Source organism: Gaiella sp. (assembly GCF_039915195.1).
In the GTDB taxonomy this organism is placed as follows: Bacteria; Actinomycetota; Thermoleophilia; order Gaiellales; family Gaiellaceae; genus Gaiella.
In genome coordinates, this window is the sequence record NZ_JBDSNT010000113.1 from 1 (window position 1) to 12262 (window position 12262).

Here is a 12262-nt window from a genome sequence, read left to right on the forward strand (position 1 = left end):
TGCGCGACGAGCTGCTCGTACACGCTCTGGAGGTCGTCGACGAGAAAACAGAGGTGGGAGGCGCCGACGTTCCGCGGTTCGACGTCGGCACGTGTCCCGGCGGGGATGAGGTACTGGAACAGTTCGACGACGTGATCGCTGCCCGGCACGCGAAGGTGCGCCATGCGAACGTGGGCATCGGGGTAGCCGACTATCGCCGCCAGGTACCCGCCCCGCTTTTCCTGCGTCGCGATCACCTCACAACCAAGGACGTCGCGGTAGAAGGCGAGCGAGCGGTCGAGGTCGGAAACCGTGTAGCCGGTGTGGTGGAGGCCATCGGCCCTCACGCGACCACCCCAAGAACGTCGCTGAGTTGTGCCCCTCCTTCGGGAGTGACCACGAAGACGTTCTCGACCCGCGCCCCGTAGCGGCCGGGGAAGTAAACGCCGGGCTCGACAGCCAACACCATCCAGGGCTCGAATGGCATCGTGTCCGACGGGATCAAATGCGGGTCCTCGAACGACGTCAGTCCGAGTGCGTGCCCTCCGTGATGGGGGAGCTCGCCTCCGGGCAGGGAGCTCAGCACACGTTCATGGATGTTCGCAAACACCTCGGCGCCTGTCCCGCCGGGAACGAGCTCTTTCCGCGACTGCTCGAGGATGCCGAGGAGGGTCGCTCGGGCCCCGTCAACCTCGGCATTCTCCCCGACGACGTGCGTCTCGGCGGAGTCGCCCCAATATCCGGACGTGCGGACGACGATGTCGGCGATCACCGCGTCGCCCGCCTCGACCATCCGGGGGCCGGCGACGTGAATCGGGCAGCAGACCTCGGCGGAATTCGGGCCGGAGAGGAGGTCGCAGAGGAACTCGATAGGCCCTCCGGACGCGATCTGCGCCGTTGACTGCGCCGCGGTGAACAGCTCGATCTCGGACGCCCCGGCTGTCGCGCCGCTCGAGACTGCATCCTGGCCGAGCCAGCAGAGCTCATAGGCGGTATGAATCTTGACGATCTCGTCCCAGTCCTTGATCAGCCTGATCCGGTGAAGCGCAGTGCCGGCGGCGACCGCCTCAGCGGACACGGCGGCCACAAGTGCGGCGTCGGCCCCTGGGATCTCGGACGCGAGACCGAGTCGGCGCGCGCGGGCCACAGCGGGCACGGCGGCGACCACGGCGACAAGGTCGGTTATGGGGTCGAGGTTGATCCCGAATCCGCGCTCCCCGTAGCCGAGCACGTCATCTCCCTCCGACAACGCATGGGCGATCGGCACCTCGTCCCGCATCACGACCAACGTGCGCTCTCCGTCCGACCCGATGACGAGAGCGGAGGGTCCGCCGTAGTACCGCCAGTAGGCGGACAGGTGGTTGACGTTGTCGGCCCCGAAGACGACAGTCGCCTCGATGTGCTCGTCGGCCATCCACGCGCGAAGGCGTTCGAGCCGGTGGGGTGGCCTCGCGAATGAGAGAGTCATCGCATCTCCTTGCCGGGAAACAGGGGGTGCAGTGCGGTTTCGCGAGTATGTCATACTGGCCTCGATTTGGCCGATAGAAGGCCCTCGATTTCAGATCGTGAAAGTCAACGGAGGATGATAATGACCGGCAGCCGACCGAGGCCTCCTCGGCGATGACCACGATTCGCTCCGTCGCGCGGGCGTCGCGGATCCTCGTACAGCTGGGCGGACAGCCCGACGGACGCACTGCGAAGGAGGTCGCTGTTGCTCTTGAGCTGCCGCTCCCGACCACGTACCACCTCCTCGGAACCCTCGTCGCGGAGGGGTTCGTCGTCAAGGACTCCCGTCGGCGATACCGCCTCGGCCCGGCGCTCGGCACGATCGCCGACGCCTACGTCCGCGAGTTCACGCCGCCGGAATATCTGCTTGCCCCCCTTCACCGGCTTGCCGACGAGACGGGCGAGACGGTGTACGTCGTCATGTGGCGGCACGACCGCATCGTCGTGGTCGCGTCGCTCGAGGGAGGGAACGCCGTCCGGGTCTCCGGCGCCAATCTGGGGTACGTCGACGCTGCGCACGCCCGTGCGTCCGGAAAGCTCCTGCTCGCCTTGGCAACCGACGAGGTGCGCTCCGCGTACCTGGCACGCAACCCGCTCGTGCCGGTGACGCCGCGCACGATCGTACAGCCGGACGAGTTCGAGCTCGAACTCGAGGGGATCCGACTGCGTGGCTACGCCGTCGACGAGGAAGAGTTCCGCGAAGGAGTCTCCTGCGTCTCGGCGCCCGTGATCGAGAGCGGTAACGCCGTCTTGGCGTACTCCCTCTCCGCGCCGTCGGCGCGATTCGGCGGGCGGAGAGCAGAGTTGATCGACGCTGTTTTTGCCGCGACGCGGCGGGCGGCGGACGCCGGCGGCCACGACGTGCGTTCACGCAGGCGCGCCAAATCACTTTCATCATCTTGAATTAAAGTCCGCATCTTGACGGGAGATGTGGCCGCGATATACTCGCGAGCGTCCGGGACAACTTTCGTTCGGGAGGAGCCGTCTCAGTGGGTATGCACGACGGGCTGGCCGTGATCGCGACGGGGTCGCCAAGATCGTGGTCGCGGTACTCGCAGGCACGACGGTGTGTCAGACAGCCCCAGCATTGAATTCGACGGCACCTGCCGCGACATGAGGAGGAAACGATGAGAAAGTCGAACTGGCGGGTCGGCGCATTGCTCGCAGCGGGTGTGCTGGCGCTCGCGGTGACCGCCGCCGCGCTCGCAAACACGACACAACGAGGCGCCGCGAAAGCCGATGGCGGTTCGCTCACGGTCTGGCTCAGCGGCACCTATGCCGGCTCGACGCCCGGCACGTCGTACCGGAAGTGGCTCGACGGGATCAAAGCGCGGTACGAGAAGACGTACCCGGGTTCGACGGTCAAGTTCGTGCTCACGCCGATCAACAACGCGCAGTTCACGGCACAGATCGCTGCCGCCTTCGCCTCGAAGAAGGTGCCGGATGCGATGCTCGTCTACTCGGGCGGATATACGACGCCCTACATGCTGAGCTCGCTGCAGAAGCTGAATGACCAGGTCAAGCAGACATCCGGCTTCTACGGGACTCAGGCAGCGTGGGATCTCTCCTGCCTCAACCTCAATTGCAAGGGCGGCAAGGGCGAGATCTACGGTATCCCGAACGACCTGGGGACATACGGCCTCTTCTACAACAAGGCGCTCTTCAAGAAGGCCGGCATCGCCGCTCCGCCAAAGACGTACAAAGAGCTCCTCGCCCAGTGCAAGATCTTCAAGTCGAAGGGCATCCTCCCGCTCGCGTATGGCGATCGCGACGGCTATTCAACGGACAACTGGATTACACACGACTACGCTTCGTACATGGCCAAGGGCGACATCTCGAAGGTCGACGCCGGGAAGCTGAAGTACGCAGACCCCAAGCTCGTCAAGCCGCTCGAAGCCCTCGCGCAGTTCAAGAAGCAGGGTTGCGTCAATGCCGATGCCTCGACGCACGAGAACAACGACGCCAACACGTACTTCACGTCGGGCAAGGCAGCCATGGTGCAGATGTTCCCGTTCGTGATCAATGACTTCCAGAAGGCGCTCGGCAAGAACCTCGGGTTGGCACGGTTGCCGCAGTCGGGGCCAAACCCTGGTCGCTCCGCGTCCAACTCCTTCCATAACTGGGTGATCCCGAAGAACGCCGGCAACAAGACCGGCGCCTGGGAGTTCATCAAGATGGCCGTGGACAGCAAGGGAGCGGCCGATCTCGCTGCGAAGGTCGGAGCACTCCCGACGAACAAGGCGGCGAGCTCGCAACTCAAGAATCCAATGTCCAAGTTCTTCCTGAAACTCGCGGCGGATCCGCAAGTACCGTTACTCGACAGCGTCGTCCCGCTCAAGGTTGCGTTGCTCTACTACCAGCAGCTCCAGGCGGCCTTCTCTGGCAAGACACCACCACTCAAGGCAATGCAGAACGTCGACAAGGGCCTCAAAGCGTTGAACCCCTGACCGCCTCGCCGACACCCGCTCTTCAAAAGAGGCCCCACAGCCCGCAGTGGCTGTGGGGCCTCGTCTACGCCGCGCCCGCAGTCATCCTCGTCGGGACGTTCGTCGCGTATCCATTCGGAAGCGTCCTCTTTCACGCGTTCACGCGTTGGGACGGCATCAGCCCGTCGGAGTGGGTGGGATTCCACAACTTCCAACTGCTCTGGAGTGACCCGATCTTCCGGGTCGCGTTACGGAACAACGCGATCTTCGCGCTCTCCGTCCCGATTCTCGTCGTGGTGCCGCTTATCGTCGCGTTCGCGATCCACCGGCGCGTGCCCGGGTGGCGGTTCTTCCGGGCCACCATCTTCCTGCCCGCTGTCTATGCGACGGTCGTCATCGGCATCCTCACGGCCACCGTGCTGCAACTCGACGGGCCGCTGAACCAGGTGCTCGGTGGGGTCGGCCTTGAAGGCCTGCAGCGGGAGTGGCTCGGAAGCGCGAACACGTCGATTCCGCTCATTCTGCTCGTTGTCGTCTGGACGAACTTCGGCTACAACGTGTTGCTCTACCTGGCCGGCATGAGCGCCATCGATCCTTCGCTCGAGGAGGCGGCCCGGATCGACGGAGCCGGCTGGATGCGGATCCTCGTCTCGGTCATCGCTCCGAACCTGCGGCGCGTGCTCGAAATCGTCCTTGTGGTGAACACGATCGCCGCTTTCGCGTTCATGTTCACCTACGTCTACACGATCACAAACGGCGGACCCGGGACGGACACCTACGTGGCCGAGTTCTACATCTATCAGCAGGCCTTCACGAACCAGAACATGGGATACGCCGCGGCGATCGGCGTCGTGCTCGTCCTCATCGTGCTGGTAGTCGGTTTGTTCCAAATCCGGGTGCTGACCCGAAAGGAGAACTGAAATGGCGTCTGTCGAGGCGGCGGGCGCTCCAGTGCGGGAGCGCCGGCGTACCCGCCGTCGTTCTTGGCCGCTCGTGATCGCAATCGGGCTGTTCTGTTTCTCGGCGATCCTGCCGCTCCTCTTCATGGCGGTGACCGCGTTTCGCACGCAGGCCGACTGGGCTGACGCCAAGATAGGCTTGCCGACGACGTTGTCCTTCGGGGCCTTCGAACGAGCGTGGACGGGTGCGAACATCGGCGTGTACTTTCGCAACTCGGTCATCGTGACGACGTCCACCGTCGTACTTTCCGTCGTCAGCGCCACGCTCGCGGGGTACTCCTTCGCGAAGCTCCGTTGGCGCCTCTCGGGCGGCGTCTACCTCTTCGTCCTCGCGTGGATCGCCGTTCCGCCGCTCCTGATGATGGTGCCGATCTACATTGAGATGGTTCAGCTGGGCCTGCTCGACACCTACGGCTCCGTGATTCTCCTCTACACGGCGCTCAACCTTCCTTTCAACGTGTATCTGATGACCGCGTATTTCCGATCGGTGCCCGATGAGTTGATCGAGGCGGCGCGGATCGATGGGGCCGGGATCCACCGGACGTTCCTCCTCGTCCTGCTGCCGCTCGCGAAACCCGCCATCGCGACCCTCGTGATCTTCAACGTTCTGTGGTCGTGGAACGAGTTCCTATTCGCGCTTCTGATGCTGCAGTCCGACGGCGTCAAGACGCTCACCGTCGGCGTGCTGCAGCTGCAGGGTCGTTTCACCGCGGACTACCCGGCGCTGATGGCCGGATTGCTGATCACATCGCTGCCGGTGATCGCCGCCTACCTCGTCTTCCAGCGCCATTTGGTTCGCGGCATCGTGGCCGGGGCCGTCAAGTGAAAGGAGCACCGTGAGCACTCGCCGATTCGAGGGGAAAACCGTCATCGTCACCGGAGCGGGCCAGGGGATAGGGCTCGCGATCGCGGAGCGATTCGCCGCCGAAGGGGCAGACGTCATGGTGATCGGCCGCCGACATGAGCCCCTCGCGGCACTCGTCACCGGGATCGAGGCAAGTGGAGGATCTGCCTGGCTCCACACTGCCGACGTGGGCGACTCGGCCGCCGTTGACGAGGCGGTTGCGGCGGCCCACGATCGTTGGGGCCGGATTGACGTGCTTGTCAACAATGCAGGGATCGGTGAGGAAACAGAGTTCCTCGAGATCGCCGACGAGCGGTGGGATGCCGTGATCGCGACGAACCTCCGTGGCCCGTTCCTGATGTCCCAGCGCGTGGCCCGCCATCAGGTCGCAGCTGGCGGTGGAGCGATCGTCCATATCGCCTCAATCGATGCCTCTGGAGGCGACGGCCCGTACGCGAGCTACAACGCCTCCAAGGCAGGGCTCCTCGGCCTGAACCGGACGATGGCTCTCGAACTCGGCCGCCACGGCGTCCGAGTGAACTGTGTCAGCCCGGGCTTCACGCATACAGAGATGACCGAGGTGGGCGTGCCGCCAGGGATGATGGACTACCTCGTCCACAGCTTCGACCGTGTCCCGCTCCGCCGCCTTGTTCGGCCGGACGAGATCGCAGCGGCGTGCGCTTTCCTCGCTTCGGACGATGCATCGGCGATCACGGGCATCGACCTCACGGTCGACTGCGGTCTGACCGCTAACTGGTACATCCTCGAGTCGATTCCAGCGGATGGCTAGCTGCCGCGTCACCACGGGCGACATCGTCGGCTGGTCGAGCGTCGTGCTCGAGAACGACGACCTGCAGGTGACCGTGCTTCCGGACAAGGGAGCGGAGATCCACCAGATCGTCGCCGTCCGTTCGGGAACGGGGATCCTTTTCCAGGGCCCGTGGGGGCTGCGGCCTCCCGGGGCGGATCCGCTCCCTGGGAGCGGAGACGACGCGTTCATGTGGAACTATGCGGGCGGCTGGCAGGAACTCTTTCCGAGCGTCAACGAGCCGTGTGCCTATCGTGGTGCGCCGATCCCGTTTCACGGCGAGGTGGCGTGCCTGCCGTGGGAGCATGAAGTGCTCGCAGCCTCCAGCGCCGAGGCCCGGGTGCGGTTCCGGACACGATCCCGGCTCACGCCGTTTGTGCTCGAGCGCACGCTGTCTCTGCGCGCCGGAGAGACGTCCCTTCTGATCGAGGAGACCGTCGTGAACGAATCGCTGCACGGCGCGCATTTCGTCTGGGGCCACCACTGCGTCGTCGGGCCGCCCTTCCTCGAGGCCGGTTGCCGACTCGACATCCCAGCACGCACGATCGTCACCTCGCCTGAGCTTTGGGAGCCGGAGACGGCGCGCCTCGAGCCGGGCAGGCGCGAACCCTGGCCCCGTGCTCCGCTGCGCGCTGGTGGGACAGTCGACCTGCGCGATATCCCGGGAACCGAGACCGGCAGCCACGACGACCTTTATGTGACCGATCTCGACGACGGCTGGCTTGCGGTCTCGAACCCCCGGCTCGACCTGACGTTCCGGTTGGAGTGGGATCACCGTCTCTTCGGCTGGATAGTCCTGTGGCAGCCCTACGGAGGCGCGATTGCAGAACCGCTGGCGGGGTCGTACGCGCTCGGGATCGAGCCGTGGACAAGCATGTTCTGTCTCGAGCGAGCGGTCGCTGAGGGCGTGGCGATCGAGGTTCCCGCAGGAGGCTCGGCGACGACGAGCCTCCGCGCGCGCGTGCTCCACGGCGCTTAAGCACGCAGCCAACGACCCCTATATCGCGTTGCCTGTCGTCGGATCGAAGTAATGCGCGCGCTCCATATCAACGCCCATAACGAGGCGTTCGCCGGCGGCCGCGGTGGTGCGTGGGTCGAGGCGTGCGACGAGCGCGCCGCCGAGCTCGACCTCCACGTCGCTCCCGCGTTCCTGCTCAGCCTCAACACCGTCCGCGCGGAAATAGAGAAGCGTTTCGGAACCGAGCTGCTCGGTGAGCTCGACCGTCACGGGAAGGATGTGGCTGCCGGCATCCGGCGCCGCGAGCCTCGGATCGAAGAAGTGCTCCGGCCGGAGGCCGAGCAGGACCTCACCGTCGATGTCCGCCAGCCGGTCTCGGGCCGGCGCCGGGAGCTCGAACCGGAACGCTGCAAACTCAACGACCCCCTGTGAGACACGGGCGCGGAGGAAGTTCATCGAGGGGCTGCCAATGAACGTCGCCACGAACGTGTTCGCGGGTCGGCTGTACAGCTCGCCGGGGCTTGCGACCTGCTGGATCACACCAAAGTTGAGAACTGCGACGCGCTCGCCGAGCGTCATCGCCTCGGTCTGGTCGTGGGTGACGTACAGCGTCGTGACGCCGAGGCGCTGGTGCAGCTTCACGAGCTCGGCCCGCATCTGCACACGCAGCTTTGCGTCAAGATTCGAGAGCGGTTCGTCCATCAAGAACGCCGTTGGATGTCGAACGATGGCACGACCCATTGCGACTCGCTGCCGCTGCCCGCCGGAGAGCGCGCCCGGCTTGCGCTCCAACAGCTCGCCGAGGCCCAGCAGGTCGGCGGCGCTCGCGATCCGCTTCGCCCGCTCGGGCTTCGGGAGCTTCTGCATTCTGAGGGGGAACCCGATGTTGTCGCGCACTGACATGTGCGGGTAGAGCGCGTAGTTCTGAAAGACCATTGCGATGTCGCGGTCAACGGGGTCGAGGTCGTTGACGACGCGGTCGCCGATCACTATCTGACCGGACGTCGGATCCTCGAGGCCGGCCACCATCCGAAGCGCTGTCGTCTTGCCGCAGCCGGACGGGCCGACGAAGATCATGAACTCGCCGTCGCGGATCTCGAGGTCGAGGTTGTCGACGGCCACGGTGCCATCTCCGAAGTGTTTCGTGACGCCCGCGAACGTGATTCCGGCCATCTACTCGCTCACGCGGTAACGATCGACGAAGTCCGTGTCCAGTTCCCACCCGAGTCCGGGCCGGTCGGACAGCTGCAGTATCCCGTCGACCAGCTTCGGTCGGTTGGCGGGCAGGTTCCACCAGATCGGGTCACGCTCGGGATGAAAGCACTCGACGAAGGTGCCGTGGGGAATCGAGGCGATGAGATGGCTCGCGACCTGTGGCTCCTCGTGGTGACCCATTGCGACTGCGTAGCTCGCCGCCATCGCCGCTACGCGCCGCCACTCCGTAGGGCCGCCCGACCATGACGCGTCGAAGTTGCAGACGTCAATCGATCCAGCCGACATAAGTTCTCGGCACCCGGCGGCCGACAACTCGCTCTGCCCGGCGCAGACACGCACGCCTGTCTTCATCCGCACGTCACGGAGCGTCACGCGGTCGGTGTCCCAGCGGCACGGCTCCTCAAACCAGTGGAGGTCAGAGTCCTCTACCAGGCGCACGAACTCGATCGCCTCGGCCGCCGACCAGCCCTGGTTGGCATCGGCGCACAGGATGAAGTCGGGGCCCGCCGCCTCGCGCGCCCGCCTGAAGCGCTCCGCGTCCGTCCTCGGGTCCCTGCCGCCGACCTTGAACTTGAGCCCTGCCAGGCCGAGTTCTCTCAGCTCGGCGACTTCCTCGGCGATGTCGGGGCCGCCGTAGTAGCCCCCGATCGAAATCATCGGGATCGCCGAGCGGTAGCCGCCCCACAGGCGCCACAAAGGCTGGCCGAGTGCCTTGCCGATCGCGTCCCAGCAGGCGGCATCGATGCAGGCGCCGGCCACGAGGCCGAGGCGCCGATCGCGCAGGATGTTGAAGGTGGCGGGGCGGGCGAGCTGCCAGATACGCTCGATCGCGAACGCGTCCTCTCCGATCAGGTGCGGCGAGATCTCCTTGTCGATGATCGCCTTGATCTCGCCGAGCGAAGCATCCTCGTCGCCGGCCCAGGCCTCACCAACCACACCCTCGTTCGTATGGACGCGACAGATGGTCGTCGAGCGGTGGGTCATCTGATATTGGCTGCCCTTGAACGTCCGCGCGAGCGGCACGCGGATCGACACCGTGTCGATCGCACTGATCGTCAGCGCAGCCGGCGTCTGTGGTGGCTGGAAGAACTCGTTCATGAAACCACCCTAGGGTCCAGCAATCGCGCGACGCTGTCCCATGCGTAATTGTGTATCAGTATGTTGATATCAAGTCAATGAAACGATAATCTGCTCGCATCAGCACGAGCTTGATCGGCAGACGGACGCGCGGGCCACTCCGCAAGGGCAGATCAGCGATGGCGTCACATAGGACCGAGTCCCGTCTCGACCTCGTAGCCGCTGACCTCCGCTGGCTCTCCCCGCTCGACGATGCGACGCTGATCGATCTGGCCAAGGCGCTCAAGCGCGTCGTCGGCGTCCACGAGGCGAACCTCACCGGCGGCTTCGGCGCCGAGATTGCTGCGCGCTTGGCCGAAAGGGCGTTCGGCGAGCTCGCCGCGCCGGTGCTCAGAGTGGCGACACCCGACGTCCGGATGCCTGCTGCGCCGGAACTCCAGGCGGCACTTCTCCCTTCGCGGAGTACGATCGGCGACGCCGTTCGCACGCTCGTCAAGGCGTGACGGACGGCGTTGGTCGAGCGATGCAGCGCACTCCTCTGGCTCGTATGGTTCACATCCACATGACGCCACGCTCAAGCCGCTCCATCGAAACGCCCACGTCCACGCAAATCCTTCTCGGGGGAGCGACTCGCGGTGGCTGAGAGGAGCTACGACCCGCGATCGGTCAACGAGACGCCACACGGGGCTCCGCTCGTCCCGCGCCTCCCGCTGCGCATGCGGAACACGGAGATCCTCACCGTCGTCTATCGCAGCGACGCTCGTGCCGTAAACCGGATGCTGCCCACCGCACTCAGTGCTCTCGGAGACCTTGTCCTGGTGCACATCTACCGGATGCACGACGCCGACTGGTTCGGCGCGTACGGCGAGTCGGCGATCCAAATTCCGGCCGTGCACCCGCCAACCGGAACACGCGGCGCCTATTCGCCACTCCTCTTCGTCGAAGGTGACGGCCCCGTGGCAGCGGGACGTGAGATCTACGGGCAGCCGAAGAAGGCGGGCACGATCACCCTCGGATTACATGGTGACCTCCTCGTGGGACGTGTGATGCGTAACGGCATCGAAATCGTCACGGCTACCACGCCGTACAAGCAGCAACAAGGCACCCAGGATGACCTCGAGCGTCATGCCTCCTTCCGCACAAACCTCAACCTCAAGGTGATCCCGGCAGCCGACGGAAGCGGCACGTCGGTCTCGGAGCTCACTGCGCGGACTCTCGCCGATGTCGAAATCCACGAGGTCTGGAAAGGCCCCGGCACCGTAGAGCTGCGGCCGAATGCCCAGGCGCCAGTCCATTTGCTCCCCGTGCTCGAGGTCGTGGAGGCGTTCCACTGGCGCGTCGACTTCTCACTCGTCTATGGCGAGGTGATCGAGCGGTTCCTATGACCGCTGACCTCGTTGCTCATCGGGGTGAACGAGTGGGAACTGGCACCAGTTGGCGGCGGCCGACTGTCGCTCAGTTGCCTTACGCCTAACACTGATTCGATCACTTCTTGCGACGAGAAGTGATTCGGCGCGGCACCCACCCGACCGGCGTGAGGCAGCGGCAGCCCTACCGTGCCCGGCTCAGACCGTTGTTTCGATCGATTCGAACGCCTCCCTGCAGCTTTGATGCTCACCATGTAGTTCGCCTCGTCAACCTCTCGAACGAATAGAACCACGGTGAGCCCAAGGAGTGACAACCAGCCTTTCCTCACATGCGCCATACCGGCTCATTTCTTGGCGAGAGCGGGACGCCTGCCCGTTTTACCGGCTGGGCGTTGTCGGCGGACGCGTAGATTGCGGCTAGCAAAACGAGCAGCCGAGGTCGACGTGGTGATCGCAACGCGACCGTTGGGCCACCTGCCGATTTGACCGGACGCACTCGGGGGTGTGTCTACAGTCGCTGACAGATGTTGTCGAAGGACGTGGGCGGGGTAGGAAACGGTTATGCTCACGGCCGCATTCTGGGGCTTCGTCGGCGGGGTTTCCCTGCTCATCGGTGCTGCGGCCGGGTATTACGCGAAGCTGCCGAGCCGGCTGATCGGTCTCGTGATGGGGTTTGGCGCGGGGGTCCTGATCAGCGCGCTTTCGTTCGATCTCACACGCGAGGCGTACACGCGAGGCGGCCGCGATGCCGTCGCGGTCGGCCTCGTCGCGGGTGGGCTCGTCTTCTTCGCCGGCGACTGGTTGATCGACAGGCGCGGCGGCGAGCACCGCAAACGCTCCGGCGGCCAACAGGCAGACGGCGCCGCAAGCGCGATCGTGCTGGGTGCTCTCCTCGACGGCATCCCCGAGTCGGCGGCGATCGGCGTCAGCCTGGTCGAGGGGAAGGGCGTCGGGATCGCGTTCGTCGCGGCGGTGTTCCTTTCGAACGTGCCCGAGGCTGCCTCTGCGGCGACAGGGATGGCGAAGGCTGGCAAGACGGCGACATACGTGTTCGGGCTCTGGGGCGGTGTCCTCGCCGCCTCCACCGTCGCCGCTGCGCTCGGCTACCTGCTGCTGGGTGGGG

General features: G+C 65.2%; 13 protein-coding genes. 9 read left to right on the forward strand and 4 right to left on the reverse strand.

The window, feature by feature from the left end; all coding sequences use genetic code 11:
* A partial coding sequence (locus tag ABIR74_RS11085) for a VOC family protein (protein ID WP_348178053.1) occupies positions 1–326 on the reverse strand: 326 nt, incomplete at its 3' end.
* Entirely contained in the window at positions 323–1447 is a 1125-nt protein-coding gene (locus ABIR74_RS11090) for a M24 family metallopeptidase (RefSeq protein ID WP_348178055.1), read from the reverse strand. The genes ABIR74_RS11085 and ABIR74_RS11090, both read right to left, overlap by 4 nt.
* Before the next feature lie 152 nt (positions 1448–1599).
* Between ABIR74_RS11090 and ABIR74_RS11095 the strand changes: the two genes are divergently transcribed.
* The 6 genes from ABIR74_RS11095 to ABIR74_RS11120 all read left to right on the forward strand — a co-directional run bounded on the left by ABIR74_RS11095 (position 1600) and on the right by ABIR74_RS11120 (position 7501).
* Positions 1600–2388, forward strand: a complete 789-nt coding sequence (locus tag ABIR74_RS11095) for an IclR family transcriptional regulator (protein WP_348178057.1) — start codon at positions 1600–1602, stop codon at positions 2386–2388.
* A gap of 224 nt (positions 2389–2612) precedes the next feature.
* Positions 2613–3932, forward strand: coding sequence for an extracellular solute-binding protein (locus ABIR74_RS11100; protein ID WP_348178059.1), 1320 nt, complete (start codon positions 2613–2615; stop codon positions 3930–3932).
* Positions 3933–4105: 173 nt separating this feature from the next.
* Positions 4106–4831: a sugar ABC transporter permease gene (locus ABIR74_RS11105; protein WP_348178061.1), complete on the forward strand. Its 726-nt coding sequence runs from the start codon at positions 4106–4108 to the stop codon at positions 4829–4831.
* Position 4832: 1 nt separating this feature from the next.
* Complete coding sequence (locus tag ABIR74_RS11110) at positions 4833–5696, forward strand: carbohydrate ABC transporter permease (protein WP_348178063.1); 864 nt, start codon at positions 4833–4835, stop codon at positions 5694–5696.
* A 10-nt stretch (positions 5697–5706) separates the two neighbouring features.
* Positions 5707–6504 carry a glucose 1-dehydrogenase gene (locus ABIR74_RS11115; protein ID WP_348178065.1) on the forward strand — a complete coding sequence of 266 codons (798 nt, stop codon included), beginning with the start codon at positions 5707–5709 and terminating at the stop codon, positions 6502–6504.
* The gene (locus tag ABIR74_RS11120) at positions 6497–7501 is read left to right on the forward strand and encodes a DUF4432 family protein (RefSeq protein ID WP_348178067.1); all 1005 of its coding nucleotides are present in this window, start codon (positions 6497–6499) and stop codon (positions 7499–7501) included. Before ABIR74_RS11115 ends, ABIR74_RS11120 begins: the two co-directional genes overlap by 8 nt.
* Positions 7502–7519: 18 nt before the next feature.
* Here ABIR74_RS11120 and ugpC read toward each other — a convergent pair whose 3' ends face one another.
* Together ugpC and ABIR74_RS11130 are read right to left on the reverse strand one after the other, a co-directional pair.
* Complete coding sequence (ugpC, locus tag ABIR74_RS11125; RefSeq protein WP_348178069.1) at positions 7520–8653, reverse strand: sn-glycerol-3-phosphate ABC transporter ATP-binding protein UgpC; 1134 nt, start codon at positions 8651–8653, stop codon at positions 7520–7522.
* Positions 8654–9793 (reverse strand): mandelate racemase/muconate lactonizing enzyme family protein, encoded by a 1140-nt coding sequence (locus ABIR74_RS11130; protein WP_348178071.1) that lies wholly within the window; start codon positions 9791–9793, stop codon positions 8654–8656.
* 158 nt (positions 9794–9951) lie between these two features.
* Here ABIR74_RS11130 and ABIR74_RS11135 point away from each other — a divergent pair, with 158 nt between their 5' ends.
* The 3 genes from ABIR74_RS11135 to ABIR74_RS11145 form a co-directional block, all read left to right on the forward strand.
* Positions 9952–10275: a transketolase C-terminal domain-containing protein gene (locus tag ABIR74_RS11135; protein ID WP_348178073.1), complete on the forward strand. Its 324-nt coding sequence runs from the start codon at positions 9952–9954 to the stop codon at positions 10273–10275.
* A 132-nt stretch (positions 10276–10407) separates the two neighbouring features.
* Entirely contained in the window at positions 10408–11157 is a 750-nt protein-coding gene (locus tag ABIR74_RS11140; protein ID WP_348178075.1) for an acetoacetate decarboxylase family protein, read from the forward strand.
* 543 nt (positions 11158–11700) lie between these two features.
* Positions 11701–12262 (forward strand): ZIP family zinc transporter (locus ABIR74_RS11145; RefSeq protein WP_348178077.1); only part of this gene is annotated, 562 nt, incomplete at its 3' end.

Excerpts from the sequence above, each read along its gene's own strand:
- ABIR74_RS11090 (WP_348178055.1), bottom strand. The coding sequence starts at position 1,447 with ATGACTCTCTCATTCGCGAGGCCACCCCACCGGCTCGAACGCCTTCGC.
- ABIR74_RS11095 (WP_348178057.1), top strand. The coding sequence starts at position 1,600 with ATGACCACGATTCGCTCCGTCGCGCGGGCGTCGCGGATCCTCGTACAG.
- ABIR74_RS11100 (WP_348178059.1), top strand. The coding sequence starts at position 2,613 with ATGAGAAAGTCGAACTGGCGGGTCGGCGCATTGCTCGCAGCGGGTGTG.
- ABIR74_RS11110 (WP_348178063.1), top strand. The coding sequence starts at position 4,833 with ATGGCGTCTGTCGAGGCGGCGGGCGCTCCAGTGCGGGAGCGCCGGCGT.
- ABIR74_RS11120 (WP_348178067.1), top strand. The coding sequence starts at position 6,497 with ATGGCTAGCTGCCGCGTCACCACGGGCGACATCGTCGGCTGGTCGAGC.
- ugpC (WP_348178069.1), bottom strand. The coding sequence starts at position 8,653 with ATGGCCGGAATCACGTTCGCGGGCGTCACGAAACACTTCGGAGATGGC.
- ABIR74_RS11130 (WP_348178071.1), bottom strand. The coding sequence starts at position 9,793 with ATGAACGAGTTCTTCCAGCCACCACAGACGCCGGCTGCGCTGACGATC.
- ABIR74_RS11135 (WP_348178073.1), top strand. The coding sequence starts at position 9,952 with ATGGCGTCACATAGGACCGAGTCCCGTCTCGACCTCGTAGCCGCTGAC.